Here is a 22,586-nt window from a genome sequence, read left to right as displayed (position 1 = left end):
CTGCCTTGCCGAGGGTCGCTCCGCCGCATGCCGGTGTTAGGCGGGAGGTGTTTCAGCTGTCCGACGCAGTCCAGGAACTAATGAGTCTTGATTGATGTAAGCCCCAGCCGATCTACTGAGCAAAACCGTAGATGAGCAGCACGAACGTCTGCCTCAAGAACATAACGATTCTTCAAAGGCGTTCGTAAGTAAGACTTCTCAGGGGTCATTCGTTTTGACCGGCCACCAGCTGCGATCGAACAAACACGCGGTTGTCGCGGCGCGATCACAACATGGCGTCGAATCGACGGGTCACTCAATGGCGCAACATCCGCTGCTACAGTCGGGCTCATTGTGAGGTACAACGACGCCCCCACTGCGCGACGGCACGCCGTCGTAGCGTTACTTTTGGCGCTCATAGTCCTGGTAACCGGCACAGGTTGGAAGCTCACCGAGCACAGCCCTGCGGCGCATCATGGCCCTCACGCACTGTCATCCGGTATCTTTGTCGACTTTGCTGCCGTCGTCGAGCATCCCCATGCGCAGGACGGCTCAGCGCCCATGGCGCCGGATGCGTTCGCCGAAGCGGCCCTGCCACGCAACGTGACGCTGCTGGTTGCTTTCGGCCTCGTCGCCATCATCGGCGCCGCATTCTCATGGCGGTCGACGGGCGCGTCGGTCGTTATCCGAGGCCCCCCGAGATGGGGCGGATACGTCACCGCCGGACAGCATCTGCTGCTTCGGCTCTGCATCGCGCGCCGCTGACGGGGTAGCGCCAGACTCGCGTCGCTGAGACGTGCGTCGGTGATCGCTACCCATGTCAGTCGCCGCGGCAACGAACGTCGTGGCATCACCGAAAGACCCACGTTCATGAGCCGCGCTCTGTCCATTCATTCACCCAGCCATATCGCCGTCCATCACCGCCTGCGTCGTTTTGACATGCCGGGAACGATGATCGGGAATACACCTGTTCTGAGGATCGGGGCGCCGTTCAGTGACGACAACAGCCACGGTTTCTGGGCCAAACTCGAAGGATTCAACCCCGGCGGTATGAAGGACCGCCCCGCTATGCACATGGTCGAGCGAGGCCGCGCGCGGGGTGACTTGCGGGCCGGCGGTCGAATCGTCGAATCAACAAGCGGCACATTGGGACTGGGGTTGGCTCTAGCGGGCACCGTATACGGCCATCCCGTAACCCTCGTTACAGACCCCGGCCTGGAACCGATCATTTCGCGGATGCTTACCGCCTATGGTGCCGATGTCGATGTCGTGGGCGAACCGCATCCTGCAGGCGGATGGCAGCAAGCGCGACGCAACCGGGTCATCGAGATCCTGGAATCTGACCCGAGCGCGTGGTACCCGGATCAATACAACAACCCCGATAACGTTGACGCCTACCGCGGTCTGGCAGAGGAGCTGTCTGCTCAACTCGGCACGATCGACGTACTTGTCTGCTCCGTCGGCACCGGAGGGCATTCGGCCGGAATAGCGCGGGTGCTGCGCGAAACCAATCCCGGCCTGCGGCTGATTGGGGTGGACACCATTGGCTCAACGATCTTTGGTCAGCCTGCACAATCCCGGTTGATGCGTGGGCTGGGCTCCAGTATTTACCCTCGTAACGTGGACTACGCCGCCTTCGATGAGGTTCACTGGGTCGCTCCTGCAGAGGCCGTCTGGGCATGCCGCGCCCTGGCGTCTACCCACTACGCCAGTGGCGGCTGGAGTGTTGGCGCTGTCGCACTGGTAGCTGGCTGGGTCGCGCGGACGAACTCATCGAGCACAACGGTCGCCGCCGTCTTCCCAGACGGGCCTCAGCGCTACTTCGACACCATCTACAACGACGACTACTGCCACAGCCATGGGCTCTTGGGAGGCACTCCGCCCCGGAATCCAGAGGTCATTACAGATCCCCGCGGACATATCGTCACGTCCTGGACCCGCACCTCAGCCGTTACAGATCCGACGGCAGTGGTACCTCAATGAGCTTCATGGCGCAGTTCCGTACGTTCGGCTGGCCGAGCCGGCTGCTGATGGTCAATCAGTTCGGCATCAACCTCGGTTTCTACATGCTGATGCCCTACCTCGCGGGGTACCTCGCGGGTCCGTTAGGTCTAGCGGCCTGGGCTGTCGGACTTGTTCTTGGAGTGCGGAACTTCTCTCAGCAGGGCATGTTCATCGTCGGCGGTACTCTCGCCGATCGTCTCGGCTACAAGCCGCTGATAGTCGCCGGCTGCGTACTACGCACCGGCGGGTTTGCGCTCCTGGTTGTCGCTGATTCACTACCCGCAGTGCTGATCGCCTCCGCGGCAACAGGATTCGCAGGCGCTCTCTTCAACCCGGCTGTGCGCGCCTACCTCGCCGCCGATTCTGGACCGAGACGCGTCGAGGCCTTCGCGACCTTCAACATCTTCTATCAGGCGGGCATTCTGGCCGGGCCATTGGTCGGACTTGCGTTGTTGACTCTCGACTTCCGTATCGTTGCCGCATCGGCGGCAGGCGTTTTTGCGATCCTCACTGTGGCCCAGCTTTTCGCCTTACCGCAACATCGAGTGACGCCGCAGGGCGAGAAAACCACCGTGCTGCAAGACTGGCGGACCGTCATCAGGAACCGGTCATTCTTGTTGTTCTCCACGGCGATGATCGGTTCGTACGTTCTCTCTTTCCAGGTGTACCTGGCGCTGCCATTGCATGCGAAGGCGCTGTTTCCCGCGCATGAATCCCTAATCGTGGCAATGGTGTTCGTCGTCTCGGGCCTTGTGGCTGTTGCCGGGCAGCTCCGCATCACCCGGTGGTTCACCCAGCGTTGGGGGTCAGGGCATTCGCTGGTGATCGGAATGCTGATCCTCGCAGCCGCCTTCACACCGATGATCACGATCCCCAACGTCGAACGGTGGGGCGGAGTCGCAGCGGTAACCGCGCTCGTCGTAGCGGCAGCGGTCCTCGCCGTAGGTTCTGCGGCGGTGTTCCCCTTCGAGATGGACACCGTCGTTTCGCTCGCCGAAAACCGATTGGTGGGCACATATTACGGCTTCTATAACACCATCGTCGGTATCGGCATCTTGGCAGGAAACCTGGCCACCGGTGCGCTGATGCAAGCGGCACGAGACGCCGGCCGGGATGAAATCGTCTGGATCGTGTTGACCGCGATAGGGCTGATTGCTGCCGCCGCACTGTACCGGCTAGACCGAACAGGCCGACTGGTCCCCGATTCGGCGAAGACCACAACACACGCGGCTTGACGATAAGCAATATTTCGGTGCCTCCGCCGTCCGTTGCGAGGTCGGGCTGCACTTACGAACCCGAACTGAACAAGGCGCGATCGAATAAGGCCGCTCGCTCCGAACGCGGAGCGCATCAGCAGGAAATACACGACGGTAGCGTCACGCCAGCAGAAGACGAAGGTCAGTCGTTCCTCCGCTGCCGTGAAGGCCGCCGCGAGACAGCCGCGGAGGGGAGCAAGATGACCGGCCCTCCTGTCAGCGCCAAAGCCAGAGCGATCGCGGAGTCGACAGTTCACATCCGTGACTGGCCAGGTAGTGAGAGAATCGCACCCATGCAGAGGTCTGGCCGCCCGCTGTAGGGCCGCGATGCAACCGGCCCCGGTGGAACGAGCTACGAGTGACGTCAGACATGGACGACGACGTGGATGCGCTGGCTGACGAGTTGGCCAGGCGGCTGCACCTTGGTGGGCGCAGCGAGGCGATTCTTTTCGCATTGAGAGCTAGCCTCGCGGCCGCGGGATACGAGTCGTTGATTCGTCGTGATCGCCTGCTTGAGGTGATGAAGTCTGAGATCTGGCCGCTGCTTGACGACCGCGAGCCGATCTCAAAAGACGAGCGCGAGAACATTCTTGGCCTCAACCCGTCGACGGGTGCATGACCCTTTGGAGTCCGCTGCTCGGACCGCTGTTTGTACCGGCCGTCAAATCGCGCAGAGTGGCCGTGGGGACGAGCTGCCTTGCAGACAGAGCCGGCGGGGAGGCTACATCCGCCGCGGACGGCGTCGCCGAACCGTAGGTGCCGCAGAAGCCTGCGCAAGCATGCTCTGCAACTCGGGCGTCGCGTTGTATTCGTTCTGCGCGTCGGCCGCACCCGATTCCAGATTGGTCCGGTAGATCATCGTTGCGTAGCTGTCGGCGTCGAAATGGTCGGACACATTCATGTCGGTGTGGGACCGTGGCTCCTCCGCGTAGTTCGAACCCGCGGAATCAGGGTGCCCGGAGTTCTGGTCAGCAGCGAGATCCCCGCCATCTGCATCGACAACCACAGTTCAACCATATCGCCGGAACTGACATGGCCGCGGCTCGCCGCAGGCCCACCCGAGTCACGGCAGAGGCGGTTCAAGCCCCTAGGCCCGGGAAGGCCGCGAGGCGCCACACCACGGAGGTATCGACAACCAATGAAAAAACCTGTCAGGGGGGGTGACGACGCGACAGAATGACCCGATGAGCACCTGGAACTACCGAGTGGTGCAATCAGCCGATGGCGCCGAGTACTTCATCGCCGAGGTGTACTACGACGGCGACAGGCTGAGTTGGGTCGACGACTCTCGCGACTGCCTGCGTTGGGACAAGTACGACGACCTGAAGAGCACCGTCGATCTAATTCGGCAGGCGTTCGACAAGCCCGTGCTAAGAGTGACCGACGACGAGCGTCTCGTCGAGGGCCGGCCCACCTGACCTATCGGACTCTCCGACGCTCAGGTCTGCCGTCCGACGCGGTGAGCGAGCAGTCCCGGCCACCATGTCGGACTGGCCCTGCGTGTCGTGTGCTTAGACGGCAAGTCCGAGTTTCGCGGCTTGGCTGAACGTGTCGTCGACGAGCACAACGGTGCGGTCGTCGCGGTCGATCATGGATGCGGCGATGGAGGCGCGATACCCCGATCCGCAGTGCACCCAGACCTCTCCAGCGGGAACCTCATTAGTCCTTTGGGCGACTTCGTGCAGGGGTATGTTGATCGCCCCGTTGACGTGTCCGACGTCGTATTCGCTTTGTTGGCGGACGTCGAGCACGGTCAGGTCGCCGTGGGCCAGTGCGTCGGCCAGGTCGCCGAAATCGGCGACCCGGTAGGACCGCATAGGACTGCCGTTGGAGAGGCGAGACAGGTCTCCGACTGCTGATCCGGTGACGTTGTCGACGCCAATGCGGACCAGTTCGCGCTGTGCATCTGCGATTTGGTCGTGGTCGTCGCCGATCAGGGTCAGCGGTGCGCCCCATTGATAGAGCCATCCGAGGTAGGTGACGAAGGAGGTCGACAACTCGAACGCGACGGTCCCGTCAAGGTGTCCTGCGGCGAATGCGGTGCGTTTGCGCAGGTCCACGACCCACTCTCCGGCGTCGATGCGGCGGCGCAGCTCCTCTGGCTGGACGGGCGCGGGGGGCGACAGGTTGACGGGCGCGGGTCCTTGGCTGTTGAGGACGCCCATGTGGGCGTAGTACGCGGGGTAGGCGGACAGTCCGGCGATGAGTTCATCGACGTAGGTCTGCTCGTCCTGGGTGAGCGCGGGGTTGTTGGTGCGTTGTTCGGCGATGGTGGAGGTGTCACCGCTGGCGGGGGTGGCTGAGCAGAAGCTGCCGAAGCCGTGGGTGGGATACACCTGGGTGTCAGCGGGGAGTTCGTCGGCGAGGCGGCGGACCGAGTGGAATTGGGCGTGGGTCAGGTCGTGGGTGTGCTCATCGCCGAGCAGGTCGGTGCGACCGGTGGTGCCGTGCAGCATGGAGCCGCCGGTGAAGACGCCCACTGCTGCGCCCTTGTCGTCGTGCAGGATGTAGCTGACGTGATGATGGGTGTGGCCGGGGGTGTGAACGGCCTGTAGCCGGATGGGTCCGGCGTCGATGACGTCGCCGTCGTTGATGGCGCGTCGCTGGTATGCGACGTCGTCTCCGGCAGGGACCACGTATTCGGCTCCGGTGACGTGGGCGAGTTCCAGTCCGCCGGTGACGTAGTCGTTGTGGATGTGGGTTTCCAGGACGTGGGTGATGCGGACGCCGGCGTCGCGGGCGAGGTCGAGAACCCGGTCGATGTCGCGCTGGGGGTCCACGACCACGGCGACACCGCCTTCGCTGATCAGGTAGCTGCGGTCGCCGAGTCCGGTGGTTTCGATAATGGACACGTTCACGGTGTTTCCTCTCTTTGTGCGTCCGGTGTTCCGCGTGGGAGTGGAGCGCATGCTTTGGGGTTCAGCGATGTTGGGTTAGTGGAGAAGAAGGGTGTCGACCAGGACGTAGGCGGCAACGGCGAAGACCAGGTAGGCGAACCAGTGCTGTAGTCGGCTAGTGTCGACCTTGCTGCCGAGGTGCCCCGCGATCAGTGATCCGACGATGGCGGTACCGACGAACGCGGCCGTGATGCCCCAGTCGATGTGCGCGCCATTCAGATGGGAGAACACAGCTGCTGCGGAGTTCGCGGTGATGATCAACAGCGAGGTCCCCACGGCGATGGGCATTTCGACGCCGAGCATCAGCACCAGCGCGGGGATGATGAGGAACCCGCCGCCGACGCCGAACAGCCCGGTCAGGAAGCCGACGACGATCCCGGCGGGGATGGACCGTGGTGCGCAGCGGCGCCAGTTGATTCCGTCGCTGCCGACCCTGCAGGCGGTGCCGGTGTCACCGTTGTCGCGCAGCATCCGTATCCCGGCGGCGATCATCACAATCGCGAACCCGATCATGATCGCGTGCTGTGGAAGGTGTTTCCCGACTGCGGTCCCGACGAAGGTGGCAGGGATGCCAGCGGCGGCGAAGATGCCAGCGAGTCGCCACTGCACCTGATTCGCCCGCACCTTGGGCAGTGCACCCACCGCTGACGCGACAGCTATGACGATCAGTGATACCGGAATAGCTTGGGCCACATCCAATCCGAGTATATAGACGAGGACGGGCACGGCCAGGACCGATCCGCCGCCGCCGAGGAGTCCGAGCAGGACGCCGATGACGGCACCGAAGAGTAGAGACAGGGTGATGGTCATGATCGTGGTCCGTTACCGGGTGCGTCGCAGCACCCTCAAGGTCGATTTACCGGTCGGCGCGGGCTCCGCTGAGGGAGTCGATGGCGGCCTGTAGCTTCGCGGCGGCATCGTTGGCGACGTCCCGCAGTTCCGGTTCGTTGGACACCCGGACCATCACCTGCGGGTCCATCGCGTCGATGATCACCGTTCCCCGATGAGCCACGTCGGCACGCACGACTACGTTGCAAGGCAGCAGTAGTCCGATCTGGCGGTCGGCGTTCATGGCGCGGTGTGCCAGCGGCGGGTTGCACGCGCCCAGGATCAGGTAGTCCTCCATGTCCTCACCGAGCTTTGCTTTCAGGGTGGCCTTCATGTCGATTTCGGTGAGCACGCCGAAACCTTGCTCCGACAGTGCCTTACGGGTCCGGTCGACAGCGTCATCAAAGGTGGTGTGCAGGGTTGTCGACAGTGCGTAGTTCATGTCATGTCCTTGTTTCGCGGATGGTGTTGGGGGGAGCCTTACGCGAGGGCGAGGAACAGCTTCTCCAACTCGGCCTCGGTCATCGGTTGTGAGTTCTCCGGTGTCTCGCCGGTCAAGCACTGCCGCAGTCCGGTGGCGACGATCTTGAATCCGGCTTTGTCCAACGCCTTCGATACGGCGGCCAGTTGGGTGACGACGTCCTTGCAGTCGCGGCCCTGTTCAATCATCGAAATGACGCCTGCCAGTTGACCGTGTGCACGGCGTAGCCGGTTGAGCACCACTCCGATGGCCTCTTCGTCGCCGATCATCTTTAGCTCCTCGCTATACCGGTGGGGGTATCGATACCCTGGTTCAGAAGATACCCCCCTGGGTATTGTTTGTCGAGTAGATGGAGCCTGGCAGCCTTGAGGTGCGGCTTCGGAGAAGGAGTTGAGGATGTGTCGAGCGGTGAGCTGCAAGACCTGCGGGAAGACGACCTGGGCCGGTTGCGGCCAGCACGTCGATCAGGTGTTGCGCGGTGTGCCGACGGTACAGCGTTGCAAGGGACACAAGGCGGAGTCGCGCAGGTGGACTGACGCCATCTCTCGTTTCCTGCGGCGGTCACCAACCTGATAGCGGATTGCGTGTGGGCGTCAGGCGATAAGGGGTGGGGAGCGTCGAACGCTGTGGGGGCTAGCGGGCTAGGCGGGCAGTCAATATGGCCTGCCCAGGACCGGCAAGCTCGCAGAGGCTGTCGTGCCGACCCGCCATCGCCATAAGGAGTGCTTCACCGGTGCCGGTAACTTCCGGGCCGTCGCCGTGCTTCCATGTCACATCTGTCGCCCTCAGTCGGAGTCCACGGATGCGACGCCCCGCGCCCAAACGTGGATTTCCGGGCACCAGAGGCAGAATCCGTTCCAGGCGATCAACAGGCACCGTGCGCGTATGTCCGAGTGCGCGACGAATGTCCTGATGATGGATGGTCCCATCAACGAGGGCGATCATGCCGCCGAAACCGGCGGTCAGACCTTGCGGACGCAGATGCCGACTCAGGAAGTCTTGTAACTTCGTCGGCGACAACGGTGCGAACTCTGCGACTCCGACTTCATTGGCGCGCAGTACCTTGCCCTTCGCGAATCGCTTCACCAATCCCAACGGGGACAACTCTTCGTAGCTGAGCATGTGCGCGACAACATCCTTGACCGTCCACTTCTCACAGAGGCTCGGCATCTGCCATTCTCGTGGTGACAACGTGGACAGGAACGCCGCCAGGTCGGCGCGCTCGTCATAGGCCATGTCCATCAGCGACTGCCCACCGACGCTCATCGCAGGTCCTCCGGCGTCGCCAGTTCGGCGTAGCGGCGGAGGTATAGCGGCCAACCCGCATCGCCGTTGACACCCTCGAAGACCGACCGCCAACCATCGCCGTGGCGTTCAAGGTGCCGATGCTCCAACTCAACCCGAGTGCGGTCGTCCGACTCCGCAATGAACCGCACTTCAACCTCGCTGGTCTTACTCAGATCGGTTTCCACCTGCCACGTCGGCCCGATGTCCCATGAGAAGACGACACGGTGCGGTGGATCAATGACCAGGATGCGAGACCACTCACACCGGCTACCGTCTGTCCCAACGTCGTAGATGTGGCCGCCGACCCTTGGCTCAAAGATCGTCTCGGCAATCGGGACCGTCAGCAGATTGTGTTCGCGTGGCTTAATGGCGTTGAAATCATTGGTGAACAACGCGAATGCGCGTTCAACGCCAGTGTTGACGACGACGCTCTTCCGTATCGGTTCAACTACTGGCGATGTCATGCGCCTTTCCCTTCCTCGTCGGCGATCCGTTTGAATGCGTGCAACGCCTTGTCCCAGAAAATGTCTAGCTCCGCCCGGAGGGCCTCGATGCCCTTCGGGTCGACCTGGTAAACGCGTCGCGTGCCGACTGCACGATCTACGACGAGTCCGGCGCACTTGAGCACTTTGAGATGCTGCGACACGGCCGGCCTGCTGACCGGTAGTTCCCTAGCCAGCTCGCCCACGGCCATAGGTCCACTGGCGAGGCGTTTGAATATCGCTCTCCTGGTTCCATCGGCTAGTGCCCCCCACGGATCGAGGGCCTCGTCGGTCAGCACATCGGTAAGTCTATACTTACCGATGAATGAAGTCATCCACAGTTGCGGAGGGGGTGGGGGTGCCCCTTCGCTCGCCAACGCGCCGCCTCACACAGCCAGCGTCCGCTTTCTCTGCCTAAACCGGTCGAGCGTGGGCCGTCCGCAGGAGGTCCGTCGAATGTCGTACCTCGCCAACGTCCCAACTTCTGACGTGCGATTTGTTAACGCGCCCCAGTCCGACAAGGGCCTAGCTCAATTCTGTTGGCACGCAGAGTCGACGCCCACATAATCGAGTGTTATCGGCGCGATCGAGCGCTGGGCGTCAGTCCGCAAAGTTGGGTTCGTCACTCCAGACCGCAGACCCCGTGGCCGCTCCGCGCCTAGAACGGAGAAGTAATCGTTCTGAGCCGCGTTATCACTCTTTGATCTGTCCTTCGAGTACGTAGGATGCATCCCTGGCAGACATTTCGACCCATTCGCTCCGGTTGCGTTGCGTGGGGTGTGTTGTTAGGGGCAGTCGCTTAAGCACGCTACGAAGGTCGGCTCGCTCGACCGTTCGACGGTACATAATCCAATCTGTCGCGTCGCCCCACCCCTCCTGGTCAACCACGGCAGGGCCAAGCGAAGCCGGTGAGGGCGAGCACAGCGCCCAAATGAATGGAAAGAAGCAGATCTCAGCGAATACATCGTAGGTCTGCCTAGCGCCGAGCACTTGCATCATGGAGTACGCGCTGGAAATCCGGCATGCTCGGTGCCGTACGCGTGCCACGCGCAGCTGCATCCCGGCGGGGAGGCGAACCTCGTCGCAATCTTGATGCAGTTCATCAACGAACGCGCCGTGCACAAGATTCATTGACGGGGTGAGTGCGATCATCGCCAGCAACAGTGAACGCGCTACGCGGCCGGGCGAAACATGCACGGCGGGAACCCCGCCCGAGCTGACCGGCAATGACCACGAAGCAGTCTCCATCCGATCCTGTCTCGAAACACTCCCGGCGAAGTCACCGTACGCATCGTCATACAGACTGGCGAGGTGGTTGCACGGATCGCACAAGGTCTTAAGCCACAAGCCTCCGTCCAGCGGAGTGTCATGTTGCATAACCCCGTCGCGAATATACGGTCGCATTCGGACGACTCGGCCAGATGAATTTCCCGCGCACCGGGGCGGTATGTGCGCCTTCGTCAGCGTGGTTGACCTCCGGCACAAATGGCACAAGATCCCATCCTTCGGTGTTGACCCCACGTAGTTGCGCTGTGCCGCCACAGCAGCAATGTAGCGGGGGCCTCTGACAATCATGAAAGAACTAGGAGTTGCTTCCGCGAGTTGGCTGCGGTGCGCGTCGGCTGCGACGGACACTTACATTCACCGACACTTTGTTGGATGTTGTTGGCCGTTAGCCATCCACAGATAGCCGGAGTTGGGGGAACGCAGTTTTATGACTGACTCGGCCGAAGAGATACGGCATAAGTTGGCAGCGCGGGAACTCCGGTACGCGGACGGGCTGGCTTCCGCTGAAGCTCAGCTTCTAGAGGTCGCCGAGAGCGTGGTTGCGCAGTGGGGCAAGTGGTGGCGAGATCCGAAAGCTCTGTCCGGGTTGGCCGTTGAAGCCCGCTTACACGACAAGTTCGTAATGTGTTTTCCGTTGGCTGCACACGCGATGAACCACATTGAGGCTGCACTAGCAGCGCGAAACAGGTTCCCCTGGATTGCGAAGTCGAGTACACGTATCGCGTTCGAACATGCCCTGACAGCCCAGTGGGTGTTGATGACAGCGGACGGCGAGAGAAAGCTGAAAGCAAGCTTCGACAACAGCGACCACATCCGCAGCGATCGTTTCGTCAAGGGCGTCCAAAGCCTCGGACACGGTGACGAGAGTTTCGCCGAGGCGGCGCACGGCCTCACTGACGCGCAACTGAGCGAACTTGTACAGGCTCGTTCAGACGCACCGGGTCCCGCCACCGTCGAGGGGATGTGTGAACGCTTCGCGAGCGGTGGTGCCGAACGTCTTCTCTATGACATCTACCGTGAACTGTCGGGTTCCGTGCATCCGTCGCTGTCGCTGTTGCGCGCGCACTTGCACTTCGATAGTTCTGGAGAGGTGCGACAGGTCGATGCCTCCGGGCAAGCTTCGGGAGAGATCACCTTCGGGCGTGAACTCGCGTTGAGCGCGGCGTGGGCGTTGTACGCAGTGGAGGTATGTCGTTTTGGTCAGCCTCATATGGCAGAGGTCGACTCCATAGGTACGGCCGCTGGACTTCCGGTTGACCTTCGTAACAGCGATGTGCGGCCCGACGAGCAGCCAAAGGATCACTCGGCTTACTGGCACGCCTCGCCCGTTGTTGACGCAGAGGACGACGCGCGGACACGTTGAGCCCCTATTCCACGGATCCTGTCGGCGGTGGTACCTACCCTGATCCGATGCCCTTCACCCCGCTGCACCGCAGCCTCGGCCTCCCTCCGAGCACTCTTACTGACGAGATCCTCGACGCGGCGGTCGCTGCAGGCGTGGCCGAGACGGACGATCTCGACTGGAAGTCAGAGCTCCCTCCGGCTAAGGGACTCCCGCAGACTGACCTGCCAAAAGACATCGCAGCGATGGCGAACAGCGGAGGCGGAATGATTGTCTACGGGGTTGAGGAGAGCCAAAAGGGCGCGACCGCTCGCAATGACACGGGTGAATTCACCGAGGCTCACGAGCGCGCCCTCCGTAGCGCAGCGATAACAGCGGTCACCCCGCCGGTATTCGGATTAGAGATCCACAGACTCGGCGGCCACCCGCGAGCAGTCGCCGTGATCGTGCCTGCGAGCGTTGACGGTCCGCACCTCATATACCGGGGTGAGTACTTCGGTGCACCGGTACGCAATAACGCGGACACCGTGTGGATGAAGGAACGCCAGATCGAGGCCATGTATCGAGCGCGGTTCGATGAACGCCGTCTGGCCACCGAAGCGGTGGACGCCCTGTATCGCGAGGCCGCGGCCGGACGCGACGCCGCCAGTCGGGCCTGGCTGATCGCCGTTGCGCATCCGCGCATACCAGGGACGCTCGTCCGTCTCACCAGTGACGAGGCACGTGCGGTCTTTGCGCAGGCGGAGAAAATTTCACTCAGCTACTCGAACCGCAACGGCATCCACCCGCTCCAGAATGTGAACCTATTGAACCCGAGGCCGGGCCTGCGACGGTGGGTCGCACAGAACACCGCGACCGGCGACGGTTCGCGGTGGCGCGAGGCATGGGCAAGTGTGCACCACGACGGCTCGGTCACCCTGGCGGCTGCTGTGGGCGGACACCGAAAGTCCGGTGACGGAAACTTCGAGGGCCAGCAGGTCGAGGCCCGGGCAATCGAGGCTGGCATCGCTGATTTCATGGCATTAGTCCGTGCAACGGCGACGGCGCTGTACCACGGCGAGTACGACCTGTGTGTGGGGATCGTTTGGACTGGCGGACAGCCGCTCAGCATATTGACCGTCGACGGCTCGGGCTACATATACGACGGGGCATCAACCCCGCTGTCGTCGTACACCCCAGTGCGATCGATGATCAACGCAGCCGCCGCTGAAGAGGAGTTCCATCAACAGGTGCACCAGCTGGCCCAGGACTGCGTGAACCAGGGCGGGATCACCTACCTCCACGTAATCTCGGACCCAGATCAGACCGGGGCATAGAGGCCGACGTGTTACTCCGGTGCTGGCCATCACGCGAGCAGAATGAGCATTCTCTGCGCTCACGATGTGTACGGTGCGGCTCATGCCTTCGACCGGGGTGGACGCCGATCACAGCGTCGAACCTCCGCATCGGGACGGGCGTTCGAGCCCGAGAAAGCAGTTGGACATGGTTCATAACATCGATTTCTTTATCAGCTACAACAAGGCAGACCGGTTGTGGGCTGAGTGGATCGCGTGGGTACTCGAGGCGGAGGAGTACACGACAATTGTTCAGGAGTGGGACTTCAAGCCTGGCGGCAACTTCGTCATCGAGATGGACGAAGCTACGAAGCGGTGTGAGCGAACCATCGCTGTTCTATCCCAGGATTATCTGGATGCTGAATTTACGGTGCCGGAGTGGGCCGCAAAATTTGCGCAGGATCCGAAGGGGATTGGCCGCAAACTTATCCCGGTGCGTGTCGCGGCTTGCAACATCGAGGGGTTGCTCGGCCAAGTCATCTATTGCGATCTCGTCGGACTCGATGAGGAAGCGGCGCGAAAGCGCCTGTTATCGCAGCTGAGCCCCGGCCGTACGAAACCCGCTGTAGCCCCATCATTTCCGGGGAGTTCCACGGAGCCAGCCTTCCCGGCCGCGCAACGGTCGCGGGTAGCTGCGCCGCGACGATTGTGGACACCGTTGAGCCAGCCTGTTCGTGTTAATTGGCGTGCGGACATCACACGTTCGGCGTATTCCCGCTCGACGCTCGAACTGCACACCATCCCTATTGATGAACACGGCGTGGAGGCGCGAACGCTACGCGAGTTGCCAGACTTCCTGGCCAGTCTCGGCCGGCAGGGCGGATTGTTCGACAACAACGAAGCAGTTCGAGCCGATGCCTTCGAAGACCGCGCCGAAGCATCCTCGGCTGGAGACGGAGGCCGGCTCGGACACAAAGGAATAGCCGTTTACCGCGATCGGCACGTCGTCACTTGGCTTCCGCTGCCACAAGGCAATCTCGGATCGGTCTTCGACGAGGAGGACGTAAAGAACCGTCTAATCGCGTCGCTGGCGCTGCACGCTGATACCGGACTTAACGTTCAAGGCGAGGTGGCGCTTGCAGTGTCAGTTGAGCCCATCACCATGCTAATCGTGGGGCAAGCGGGTGAAATTGAACGGCGCTCAACGGCACAATTCCTCTACACAATGACTCAAAGTTCGTCTCTCCGCATAGATCCGAGAGAAGCAGTGCCAGCGTTGGCACTCGGCGCCCAAGCGGCCGAGATCGCAGACGAGCTCACTGCGAAGTTGGCGCTCAGGCTCGGCTCCATCCGCTAGGTGCTGGCACCACACGCGGTACGGACAACGATATCGGGGACTGAGAACGCCGCCTGCTAGCCCACAGACTGCTCCAGACGCGCGATTACTTCGCCTTGGTGCATTCCGGCTTGCCACTCGACGACTCGGACCGACCGTCTTCTATGCGGCGATGTACGAGGCAACGGCCGGACTGTGTCGGGAGGTGCGACTAACCTCCGTGTCACCACGGAAGGAGACCCCCCATTGAGTCAACCTAGCGAGCAAGAGTGGGGCCATATCAACGCACATACGTACGCGGCAAATACGCCAGGCGGCCTGGTACGCCTGCCGCCCTACAGCATAATCTTGACTCTCCGGACGCTGGTCGGGACTGCGGACAACATAGTTGCTTCCCATGCGCTGCTCACCCCGGATCCTGAAACCGTCTGGAAGCTATGGGCTTTCACGCCTGATTCGATTGCAGTTGTGGAGGCGACATATGAGGCAGATAACTACGATTTCGGCGAGGACGATCAGAGGCGCCAGGGCAACGGGTTCGGCAATCCCGCAGAGCCAGCCTCAATAACTGCCTGGTCGCGGCCACTGAGGACGGTTGCGGCGTTCGAGATCGCTGAGGTGCGCCACATCTCGCGGAATCGAGGTTTCGGACGTGGAACGTCGAAGTTTTATCCGAGCGTCATCAAAATCTCGTTTGCCGATGAGGCCTCGACCGTGGTCAACGTGGAGAGCTTTCTAGATGACGAGTCCAAACGGCAGCGATGGGAAGACTTCGTGACAGCTGCTCGACAGGCCGCAACATAGGTAAGCCACCGATCGATGCACAACCACTCCAATTGATTCTGGAGAACACGCAGAATCGGAATAGGTGCGCTGGCAATGGACAGCCCTCGGCACCGGCGATCGCTAACCTGCTGTCAGTTCAAGTTCAGCAGCTCCGTTGCACATGAACAACGGCGCTAAGCCCGGACGGCCTGCTTAGCATCCTTCGGCGTTCGGCGTTCGGCGTTCGGCGTTCGGCGTTCGGCGTTCGGCGTTCGGCGTTCGGCGTTCGGCGTTCGGCGTTCGGACTGCGTCACGGACTATGGCCTCGCGCACGGCAGATACCCGAACGGCCTAGACCAGGACTTCTGCAGCGAAGATTAACAAGCTCCCGCGACACGCCCGAGTCTTGTCAAAGTAGCCAGGCGAGTCTTGTCAATCTTCGCTGCATCTCGACAGCGGCGTTGTTGTTGCGGCTTCTTGAACATGTTGTCCACCTCTCATATCAATTGCCCACGCGATGTCCGATTGGATGTTCATCTGAGCACCCGAATCGCAACAGCAACAGCAACAGCAACAGCGGCCGAAGTCCGATGATGCGGTATGTGTCAGCGAACGGAACCGCTGCCAGACTCTTCGACTCTGCGCTCGACCCGGCGTATACGACGCCGCGCGGGTAATCGCGGTCAAGTAGCCAGGCTGATGTCCTCAAAGCGGCCTGCAGACCAGAAGACATTGGTGTGTTCCCCGGGGTTCTCGCCATCCGCAGTCGTCGGTCGACCTCCACCGCGGCGAAACCACCAATGCTGTCTTGAATCTCATCGGCCCTTCGCTAGTCAGCATTCTCTCGCAGCGGGTCCTCGACCCAGTTGCGCAACGTCGCCTGATTGATCCCCAGCAGTGCGATCACAGTCGATCACCAGATCCAGGACGGTTCAAAGTGTGTGTCGCGGGCCCGGCCCGCGTCGGTTCACTCGACGGTGACCGACTTGGCCAGGTTGCGCGGCTTGTCCACGTCGTAACCACGCGCCTGCGCCACTCCGGCGGCGAACACCTGCAGCGGGATCGTGGACAGCAGCGGCTGGAAAAGGACTGAAACCGGTGGGATTTCGATCAGGTGGTCGGCGTACGGGGCCACGGTGTCGTCCCCCTCCTCGGCGATCACGATCGTGATCGCACCGCGCGCCTGGATCTCGCGGATGTTGCTCAGCAGCTTGGCGTGCAGGGTGGCCGCTTTCTTGGGAGACGGCATCACGACGATCACGGGCAGGCCGTCCTCGATCAGCGCGATCGGCCCGTGCTTGAGCTCGCCGGCCGCGAAGCCCTCGGCGTGCATGTACGCCAGCTCTTTGAGTTTCAGCGCGCCCTCGAGTGCCACCGGGTAACCGACGTGGCGGCCCAGGAACAGCACCACGGAGGCCTGGGCGAACCGCTGCGCCAGCGCAGTCACCGGCTCCATGCAGGTCAGTACCCGCGCCACCTGATCGGCCATGGCCTCCAGCTCGTGGTACTCGCGGGCCACCTCGTCGGCGTACTTCGTGCCGCGGGCCTGCGCCAGCGCAAGACCGACCAGGTAGTTCGCCGTCAGCTGCGCCAGGAACGTCTTGGTCGACGCCACCCCGACCTCCGGCCCGGCCCGGGTGTAGAGCACGGCGTCGGCCTCCCGCGGGATCTGGCTGCCGTTGGTGTTGCAGATGGCCAACACCTTGGCCTTCTGCTCCTTGGCGTGCCGCACGGCTTCCAGGGTGTCGGCGGTCTCGCCGGACTGCGAGATCGCGATCACCAGGGTGCTGCAGTCCAGAACCGGGTCCCGATAACGGAATTCGCTGGCGACTTCCACTTCGACAGGTAACCGCGTCCAGTGCTCGATGGCGTATTTGGCCAGCATGCCGGAGTGGTAGGCGGTGCCGCAGGCGACGATGAAGACCTTGTCGACCTCGCGCAGTTCCTGATCGGACAGCCGCTGCTCGTCGAGCACGATGCGGCCGTCGGCGAAGTGGCCGAGCAGGGTGTCGGCGACGGCGGTCGGCTGCTCTGCGATCTCCTTGAGCATGAAGTACTCGTAGCCGCCCTTCTCGGCGGCCGAGAGGTCCCAGTCGATGTGGAACGGGCGGGCGCGATCGGATGCGTCGACACCGTGGAAGTCGGTGATCTGGTAGCCGTCGGCGGAGAGGATCACCGCCTGGTCCTGGCCCAGTTCGACTGCTTCACGGGTGTATTCGATGAACGCCGCGACGTCGGAGCCGATGAACATTTCGCCCTCACCAACGCCGACAACCAGCGGAGTGGAGCGGCGCGCGGCCACGATGGTGCCGGGTTGGTCGGCGAAGGCGAACACCAGGGTGAAGTGGCCTTCGAGCCGGCGCACGACCGACAGCACCGAGCCCACGAAGTCTCCGGCGGTCTCCCCGTCGCGGTAGGCCCGGGCCACCAGGTGGGCGGCCACCTCGGTGTCGGTGTCACTGGCGAACTCGACACCGGAGACCTCCAGGTCGGCACGCAGCGCCGCGAAATTCTCGATGATGCCGTTGTGCACCACGGCGAACTTGCCGCTGCTGTCCCGATGTGGATGGGCATTGCGGTCGGTGGGACGGCCGTGCGAAGCCCAGCGGGTATGGCCGACGCCGGTGCTGCCGGCGAGAACGTCGCCGTCGGTATCGTCGAGCGCCGCTTCAAGATTGATCAACCTGCCGGCACGTCTCCGCACGGTCAGCCCGCCGTCTCCACCGAGCAGGGCGATGCCCGACGAGTCGTAGCCGCGATATTCCATCCGGCGCAGAGCGCCCATCAGAATGTTGCAGGCGGGCCGGCGCCCTACATAACCGACGATTGCACACATGTCCGCAGATCCTTTCGTGGGTCGTGGGTCGTGGCGCCGGTCGGCAGAAGGAGCCGAGCAGATCAGCGGCGCGCCAGCCAGTCGACCAGCCGCGTGGTGCCCAGTTCGGCCTCGTCGTCGGTGACGAGCGTTGTGTAATCGAGGTTCAGCCCGCTGTACGTTGCCGACGGGTCGTCGAGGACGTTGAGCGTTCGGCTCTGGTGGCGCAGCACGGCGCGGGCCATGTCGGAGAACGACATCTTCTGCGGGCCTCCGACGTTGTGGATGGTGTTGAGCGGCTCGTTGACGGCAACGCGGGCCAGGATTGCGGTGACCTCGGAGGAGTCGATGGGCTGGATCAGTGCGGCCGGGGCGCGCACCTCGTCGCCGGCGACCAGGGATTCGGTGATGGGTTCCGCCAATTCGTGAAACTGCGTGGCCCGCACGACCGTCCAGGGAACCCCCGAGGTCGCGGCCGCGCTCTCCTGGGCAACCTTGCCGCGGATGTATCCGGCTTTGGGGGCCATCTCGTCTGCGCCGACGATGGACAGCACGACGTAATGTTTGACGCCGGCCTTGGCGGCGGCAGCGGACAGGTTGGCCGCGGTCTGATGGAAGAAGGCTTCGGCGGAGTCCTCAGGGGTGGCGGAATTGATCACGTCGACGATGACCTCAGCGTCGGCGAGGGCATCGTCAAGGCCCTGCCCGGTGAGCAGGTCGACACCGGAGTCACGGGAGGCTGCAGTGACGCTGTGACCAGCGTCGCGGAGTAAGGGGACGAGTTGACGGCCGATCAGGCCGGTAGCGCCGATGACGGTAATGCTCTTCGTGGGTTCGGCCATTGCCGTGCTGCCTTTCTATCGAGGTGACGCGGTTGAAAAGGGTTTCGAGAGTCAGTGTTCGGCTTCGGGTTGTGCGTAGCCGGTCCGGACGGACTCTCACAGGTTAGGAGTCACCCGACCGGGGTCAGTCCATCGTGAGCGATCCGTACGCGCGACCCGCTGACGCGTACGCCCGATGGCGGCTCCACCGTCAACGCTCAGGGTGGTGCCGGTGATGCAGCTTGCGCGGGGTGAAGCGAGAAATGCGATGGCTGCGGCGATTTCACTGGGCTCCGCTGTGCGCCCGAGTGCGTTGTCGGTTCCCGGGGGGCCGGGAGCGACGCTGTTGACCCGGATGCCGTGCGGACCGAATTCGGCCGCCCAGGTGCGGGTTAGAGATCGGAGGGCAGCGCTGAACTCGGGCGCGCTGGGGAGAACGTTGATTATCGCGCCGCCGCCACGGCGGATCATCGGTGGGGCCACCGCGGCCACCAGGAAGTACACCCCTTGGAGAAGGCGTAGGTCGGCGATGACGGCGGCGGCAATCAGGATGTCGATCGGGGTCTGCCGCGCAAGAAAATCGACGTCACCTAGGTCGGCAAGGCTAGCGGGAAGGAACCGCGTGCCGCTGCCGAGCCGAGTTGCGGCCAGCTTGCCCCGGTCGGGGTCCTCGTCGCTGACGATGACGTGGGAGCCGGCGTGTGTAAGCAGCTGCGCGGTGGCCAGTCCAATGCCCGAAGTCCCGCCTGTCACCAGGGCGGTGCAACCCCTTAGTTCCGCAACGCTCACGTAGCCTCCAATACCGCGTTAGGTCAACACTGTCAGGCGCTCCGGCGGTAAGGCCCACGGAAACCCCGTAGTCCGCGAGCAGGCGCGCCAGCCGACGACCTTCGGTTCGCCCGGGGCGCCGTCACCACCGGGTGTCGGCGCATCGAGAAGTCCGCCGGGTGTCCGTCCAGCGCGCTTCTGTTGTCGCCCCGCCAGTGCGATACGCGGGTCAGTGCGTGTTCTTTCCAGCGATGATTTCCCGTACCAATGCGGCACCGCGTTCCAGGAAGTCGATACCGTCCGCGACGACCCTGCGCATCTGCGTCTTCGTCGGACGTTCAGGTCCCAACAGCGCGGTGACGGCCTGGGCCAATACAGTCGCAGGATCCGACGTCGCTGGTTCGGTGTGCTTCTCGTCGCCGAGAAGCAGGAAGCCGCGGTAGAGCGCCATGAGTGCATAGGTTTGCGCGTCAAGACTCCAGTCCGTGAGCGCAAGGCCGTTGTCCCGCCAGGTCGGCAGCAGCGTGTTCATCAGCGCGTCGGGCCCCAAGGCGTCCACGAGTGCCGCGGACGTCGGGTCCTCGGCAAGCGACCCCAGCAGTTCGTCGTCGTCGCGCAGCATCGCTTTGACGAACGGTCGATGTGCCGCCCGGTTCATCAGGCTCGGGAACAGCCGAGAGGGCCGGGCCAAATCTGGGTCGGTCCGCAGGTCGCCGATGAATTGTTCGGCCAGATCGAGGAAGTCGCGACCGATCAGACCGAGAAGGAGTTCGGATTTGCTGGACCAGTAGAGGTATACGGTGCCCGTGCCGACGTGCGCCTTCTGCGCGACGGCGGCGATTGTGACCGCCTTGCTGCCGCGCCGCTGCAACAAGTCCTGAGCAGCGTCGACGATGCGTGCCGCCGTCGGAGAATGGTGCTCCGGGAGTTCGGATGTCACGTCTGTATTCATACCGTCGCCGGCGGCCTGATTCCGAGACGTTGCAGCGCCGTGGCCGTGATGTCGGCGGTCCGCGCCTCCCCGGCGCCCTCCAGGATGGCGCTGAGAACCCGACGCCCAATCGAGAAGCGTGTCACCACGGACATCGCCCGCCGCAGCCGGACCTGGCCCGACGTGTCCGGAACAAAGAATGCCCGCTGCTTCAGGCCCACCGCCTGATACTCCTGGACATAGGGGCGCAGCCCCTGCTCCCATTCGCTCAACGCGGTCGCGGTGTCGTGGGGGTGGCGTTCAAGAAGCTCACCCAGCAGGTCGGCGCCGATCAGACCGGCCGAGACGCCCATCCCCGCATAGAGCGTGACGCACCATGCTGAATCGCCGAGCAGCACCACCCGCCCCTCGTGCCAACGGTCCATGTGGACCTGCTCGGCGGAATCGAAGAGCACATTGTCGGCGTGGTCGAGGACGCCGAGCACGTCGGCCAGCGTGGCTCCGAGGGGTTGATCGGAAAAGACCTCACGGATGCGTTCAGGGGCGGGGCGGGTGAACTCGGCGTCTACGTCGTCGGTCCGGTAGGAGATCATGATGGTCGGGTTGTGGTCTTCGAACGCGAACACCCACATCGCCCGGTCGGGCTCGACCAACTGCACGCTGACGCCCGGCTCGAGACCGGCCGGAGTGCCGGGAAATTCGAACGCGGCGACCATGTAGCCCAAGCGATGCAGGTAGTTCTCGTGTGGGCCGAATGCCAGGGACCGTACCGTTGACCGCAGTCCGTCGGCGCCGACCACGAGGTCGAAGCGTTCGGTCACGGTGTCGCCGGACTGCGAGTTCAGCAAGGTGACGTCAACCCCCTGGTCGTCCTGTGTGATGGCCGTCGGCATCGTCGAGTAACGGACCTCCACATCCGCGGGCAGCGTCGCGAAAGCGGCTTGCTCGACGTCACCACGCAACATCAACCACGGACGCCCCGGCAGATCCTTCATGGAGAAGGTGCGCAGCTGGTGTCCGCTGCGGTCAATGAGGTAGCTGAGGGCGCCGGGATTGCGGTCGTGAAGGTGGCCGAGGATGCCGAGTCGATCCGCGGAGATCATTCCTGCCTCGAAGAGTCCGATGAAGTAGCCGCCCCGTCGGCGTTCTGCGGCGCGCTCGATGATCACCGGCATCCACCCCGCGGCGCGCAGACGCGTTGCTGCGGCGATCCCGCTGACACCCATTCCGACCACCAGGGCGCGGTTGTTGTCGGGCGTCGGTCGCTTTGATGCTGCTTGTTTGGTAGTCATACTGAACATAATCGTCACTCATTCAGTTTCATTCCCTGACGTTGGGGTTGCTGAGCGCGGACTATTCCAGCTCCCTGGCCGGTTGTACCGATCGGCCCCGCCGGGGCGCCCGAGAGCGAAAGGACTCCACGATGGCTCCGATCCAATGCTGTGGAACGACAGCTGTGACCCAGCGCGAGTTGGAGGTCTCCTACGACAAGCTGGACCCCGTGGGGATGGAGGCGTTGATCGGTACCTGGGAGGTCGACCCCAGTTACGCCGAGACGCCGGGCGGCAAGATGTTCATCGAGAGTGGTTGGTGGGGGGTGCGATTCGTCGACTCCGAGACCGTCGACCCGCTGTTGTACCCGGACGCGGACGGCACAGGAGTGTTCGCCGCCGACCTGGTGTCGTTGCTTGCGCTGTTCGACACGGGTTCGCGGGACGTCTCGGCGCGGAGAAGGGACGTCGAGACCATGACGCCGAACGGGCGGGTGCGCTCGATCGAGTACCGCGGCGTGGTCAGCAGCGCACTGATTTATGACCGGGCGCCGGTCATCGACTATTTGCGCGCCGTAGACCGCGACACGATTGTGGCCGCTGTCGAACGGCGTGGCATGGTGGACCGCCCTGCATACGCGCTGCTTCGCCGTTGCGCTGAACCGCGGTGAATGGCCTCGCTGCGAATGCGATGGAACGCCCGCAAGGCCAGGCGGCACTGGTTCGGGGGAGTTCGCGCCGCCGAATCAACGGGGCGGCTGG

Annotated in this window: 23 protein-coding genes; 10 read left to right on the top strand and 13 right to left on the bottom strand. The window is 63.1% G+C overall.

All coding sequences use genetic code 11. The features are described from left to right. The first annotated feature begins 333 nt into the window (after positions 1 to 333). From A5757_RS23175 to A5757_RS12810, 4 genes are all read left to right on the top strand, one after another. Positions 334 to 744, top strand: a complete 411-nt coding sequence (locus A5757_RS23175; RefSeq protein WP_066834201.1) for a hypothetical protein — start codon at positions 334 to 336, stop codon at positions 742 to 744. Between the two features lie 174 nt (positions 745 to 918). Then, positions 919 to 1,962, top strand: a complete 1,044-nt coding sequence (locus A5757_RS22770; protein WP_369815946.1) for a PLP-dependent cysteine synthase family protein — start codon at positions 919 to 921, stop codon at positions 1,960 to 1,962. Continuing rightward, positions 1,959 to 3,218: an MFS transporter gene (locus tag A5757_RS12815; protein ID WP_066834196.1), complete on the top strand. Its 1,260-nt coding sequence runs from the start codon at positions 1,959 to 1,961 to the stop codon at positions 3,216 to 3,218. The genes A5757_RS22770 and A5757_RS12815 overlap by 4 nt, the downstream gene beginning before the upstream one ends. Before the next feature lie 391 nt (positions 3,219 to 3,609). After that, on the top strand, positions 3,610 to 3,858 hold the full coding sequence (locus tag A5757_RS12810) for a type II toxin-antitoxin system VapB family antitoxin (RefSeq protein ID WP_066834194.1): 249 nt from the start codon (positions 3,610 to 3,612) through the stop codon (positions 3,856 to 3,858). A gap of 102 nt (positions 3,859 to 3,960) precedes the next feature. Here the strand turns inward: A5757_RS12810 and A5757_RS23170 are convergent, their stop codons facing one another. Continuing rightward, on the bottom strand, positions 3,961 to 4,245 hold the full coding sequence (locus A5757_RS23170) for a hypothetical protein (RefSeq protein WP_156618360.1): 285 nt from the start codon (positions 4,243 to 4,245) through the stop codon (positions 3,961 to 3,963). Between the two features lie 178 nt (positions 4,246 to 4,423). Here A5757_RS23170 and A5757_RS12800 point away from each other — a divergent pair, with 178 nt between their 5' ends. Then, positions 4,424 to 4,657 (top strand): hypothetical protein, encoded by a 234-nt coding sequence (locus A5757_RS12800; protein WP_156618358.1) that lies wholly within the window; start codon positions 4,424 to 4,426, stop codon positions 4,655 to 4,657. A 93-nt stretch (positions 4,658 to 4,750) separates the two neighbouring features. On the opposite strand, the gene A5757_RS12795 is transcribed toward A5757_RS12800, so the two are convergent. From A5757_RS12795 to A5757_RS12765, 7 genes are all read right to left on the bottom strand, one after another. Next, a complete protein-coding gene (locus A5757_RS12795) occupies positions 4,751 to 6,097 on the bottom strand; it encodes a rhodanese-like domain-containing protein (protein ID WP_066834186.1) in 1,347 nt (448 codons plus the stop codon). A gap of 75 nt (positions 6,098 to 6,172) precedes the next feature. Continuing rightward, positions 6,173 to 6,946: a sulfite exporter TauE/SafE family protein gene (locus A5757_RS12790; RefSeq protein WP_066834185.1), complete on the bottom strand. Its 774-nt coding sequence runs from the start codon at positions 6,944 to 6,946 to the stop codon at positions 6,173 to 6,175. Between the two features lie 46 nt (positions 6,947 to 6,992). After that, complete coding sequence (locus tag A5757_RS12785) at positions 6,993 to 7,406, bottom strand: DUF302 domain-containing protein (protein WP_066834183.1); 414 nt, start codon at positions 7,404 to 7,406, stop codon at positions 6,993 to 6,995. Positions 7,407 to 7,444: 38 nt separating this feature from the next. Next, positions 7,445 to 7,714, bottom strand: a complete 270-nt coding sequence (locus tag A5757_RS12780; protein ID WP_066834176.1) for a metal-sensitive transcriptional regulator — start codon at positions 7,712 to 7,714, stop codon at positions 7,445 to 7,447. A gap of 364 nt (positions 7,715 to 8,078) precedes the next feature. Beyond that, positions 8,079 to 8,711, bottom strand: coding sequence for a maleylpyruvate isomerase family mycothiol-dependent enzyme (locus A5757_RS12775; RefSeq protein WP_066834173.1), 633 nt, complete (start codon positions 8,709 to 8,711; stop codon positions 8,079 to 8,081). Then, positions 8,708 to 9,196: an SRPBCC family protein gene (locus A5757_RS12770; protein WP_066834169.1), complete on the bottom strand. Its 489-nt coding sequence runs from the start codon at positions 9,194 to 9,196 to the stop codon at positions 8,708 to 8,710. The genes A5757_RS12775 and A5757_RS12770 overlap by 4 nt, the downstream gene beginning before the upstream one ends. Next, positions 9,193 to 9,513, bottom strand: coding sequence for a helix-turn-helix transcriptional regulator (locus A5757_RS12765; RefSeq protein ID WP_066834165.1), 321 nt, complete (start codon positions 9,511 to 9,513; stop codon positions 9,193 to 9,195). The genes A5757_RS12770 and A5757_RS12765 overlap by 4 nt, the downstream gene beginning before the upstream one ends. Before the next feature lie 1,415 nt (positions 9,514 to 10,928). Between A5757_RS12765 and A5757_RS12760 the strand changes: the two genes are divergently transcribed. The 4 genes from A5757_RS12760 (at position 10,929) to A5757_RS22760 (ending at position 15,257) form a co-directional block, all read left to right on the top strand. Continuing rightward, on the top strand, positions 10,929 to 11,864 hold the full coding sequence (locus A5757_RS12760) for a hypothetical protein (protein WP_156618353.1): 936 nt from the start codon (positions 10,929 to 10,931) through the stop codon (positions 11,862 to 11,864). Positions 11,865 to 11,911: 47 nt separating this feature from the next. Beyond that, positions 11,912 to 13,159 (top strand): helix-turn-helix domain-containing protein, encoded by a 1,248-nt coding sequence (locus A5757_RS12755; RefSeq protein WP_066834161.1) that lies wholly within the window; start codon positions 11,912 to 11,914, stop codon positions 13,157 to 13,159. An 82-nt stretch (positions 13,160 to 13,241) separates the two neighbouring features. Then, positions 13,242 to 14,474 (top strand): toll/interleukin-1 receptor domain-containing protein, encoded by a 1,233-nt coding sequence (locus tag A5757_RS22765; protein WP_197497332.1) that lies wholly within the window; start codon positions 13,242 to 13,244, stop codon positions 14,472 to 14,474. A gap of 225 nt (positions 14,475 to 14,699) precedes the next feature. Continuing rightward, entirely contained in the window at positions 14,700 to 15,257 is a 558-nt protein-coding gene (locus A5757_RS22760; RefSeq protein ID WP_082929443.1) for a hypothetical protein, read from the top strand. A gap of 928 nt (positions 15,258 to 16,185) precedes the next feature. On the opposite strand, the gene glmS is transcribed toward A5757_RS22760, so the two are convergent. The 5 genes from glmS to A5757_RS12730 all read right to left on the bottom strand — a co-directional run bounded on the left by glmS (position 16,186) and on the right by A5757_RS12730 (position 21,845). After that, positions 16,186 to 18,054 (bottom strand): glutamine--fructose-6-phosphate transaminase (isomerizing), encoded by a 1,869-nt coding sequence (glmS, locus tag A5757_RS12750; RefSeq protein ID WP_066834159.1) that lies wholly within the window; start codon positions 18,052 to 18,054, stop codon positions 16,186 to 16,188. A gap of 62 nt (positions 18,055 to 18,116) precedes the next feature. Then, a complete protein-coding gene (locus A5757_RS12745) occupies positions 18,117 to 18,875 on the bottom strand; it encodes an SDR family oxidoreductase (RefSeq protein ID WP_066834157.1) in 759 nt (252 codons plus the stop codon). Between the two features lie 96 nt (positions 18,876 to 18,971). Then, positions 18,972 to 19,643 (bottom strand): SDR family NAD(P)-dependent oxidoreductase, encoded by a 672-nt coding sequence (locus tag A5757_RS12740; protein WP_066834155.1) that lies wholly within the window; start codon positions 19,641 to 19,643, stop codon positions 18,972 to 18,974. A 208-nt stretch (positions 19,644 to 19,851) separates the two neighbouring features. Continuing rightward, a complete protein-coding gene (locus tag A5757_RS12735) occupies positions 19,852 to 20,562 on the bottom strand; it encodes a TetR/AcrR family transcriptional regulator (RefSeq protein WP_231983970.1) in 711 nt (236 codons plus the stop codon). An 8-nt stretch (positions 20,563 to 20,570) separates the two neighbouring features. Next, positions 20,571 to 21,845 (bottom strand): FAD-dependent monooxygenase, encoded by a 1,275-nt coding sequence (locus A5757_RS12730; RefSeq protein ID WP_231983969.1) that lies wholly within the window; start codon positions 21,843 to 21,845, stop codon positions 20,571 to 20,573. 164 nt (positions 21,846 to 22,009) lie between these two features. Between A5757_RS12730 and A5757_RS12725 the strand changes: the two genes are divergently transcribed. Continuing rightward, a complete protein-coding gene (locus A5757_RS12725) occupies positions 22,010 to 22,495 on the top strand; it encodes a DUF4334 domain-containing protein (RefSeq protein ID WP_066834150.1) in 486 nt (161 codons plus the stop codon). Positions 22,496 to 22,586: the final 91 nt, after the last annotated feature.

The sequence above is a fragment of the Mycobacterium sp. 852013-51886_SCH5428379 genome (assembly GCF_001665575.1).
Lineage (GTDB): Bacteria > Actinomycetota > Actinomycetes > Mycobacteriales > Mycobacteriaceae > Mycobacterium.
This window is presented reverse-complemented; position numbering and strand designations above follow the sequence as displayed.

Bases quoted from the DNA above. Each gene is read 5' to 3' on its own strand.
- A5757_RS12770 (WP_066834169.1), bottom strand. From the start codon at position 9,196: ATGACATCGCCAGTAGTTGAACCGATACGGAAGAGCGTCGTCGTCAAC.
- A5757_RS12815 (WP_066834196.1), top strand. From the start codon at position 1,959: ATGAGCTTCATGGCGCAGTTCCGTACGTTCGGCTGGCCGAGCCGGCTG.
- A5757_RS12775 (WP_066834173.1), bottom strand. From the start codon at position 8,711: ATGAGCGTCGGTGGGCAGTCGCTGATGGACATGGCCTATGACGAGCGC.
- A5757_RS12730 (WP_231983969.1), bottom strand. From the start codon at position 21,845: ATGACTACCAAACAAGCAGCATCAAAGCGACCGACGCCCGACAACAAC.
- A5757_RS12745 (WP_066834157.1), bottom strand. From the start codon at position 18,875: ATGGCCGAACCCACGAAGAGCATTACCGTCATCGGCGCTACCGGCCTG.
- A5757_RS12785 (WP_066834183.1), bottom strand. From the start codon at position 7,406: ATGAACTACGCACTGTCGACAACCCTGCACACCACCTTTGATGACGCT.
- A5757_RS22770 (WP_369815946.1), top strand. From the start codon at position 919: ATGCCGGGAACGATGATCGGGAATACACCTGTTCTGAGGATCGGGGCG.
- A5757_RS22765 (WP_197497332.1), top strand. From the start codon at position 13,242: ATGCCTTCGACCGGGGTGGACGCCGATCACAGCGTCGAACCTCCGCAT.
- A5757_RS12755 (WP_066834161.1), top strand. From the start codon at position 11,912: ATGCCCTTCACCCCGCTGCACCGCAGCCTCGGCCTCCCTCCGAGCACT.
- A5757_RS12790 (WP_066834185.1), bottom strand. From the start codon at position 6,946: ATGACCATCACCCTGTCTCTACTCTTCGGTGCCGTCATCGGCGTCCTG.
- A5757_RS12800 (WP_156618358.1), top strand. From the start codon at position 4,424: ATGAGCACCTGGAACTACCGAGTGGTGCAATCAGCCGATGGCGCCGAG.
- A5757_RS12780 (WP_066834176.1), bottom strand. From the start codon at position 7,714: ATGATCGGCGACGAAGAGGCCATCGGAGTGGTGCTCAACCGGCTACGC.
- A5757_RS12760 (WP_156618353.1), top strand. From the start codon at position 10,929: ATGACTGACTCGGCCGAAGAGATACGGCATAAGTTGGCAGCGCGGGAA.
- A5757_RS12810 (WP_066834194.1), top strand. From the start codon at position 3,610: ATGGACGACGACGTGGATGCGCTGGCTGACGAGTTGGCCAGGCGGCTG.
- glmS (WP_066834159.1), bottom strand. From the start codon at position 18,054: ATGTGTGCAATCGTCGGTTATGTAGGGCGCCGGCCCGCCTGCAACATT.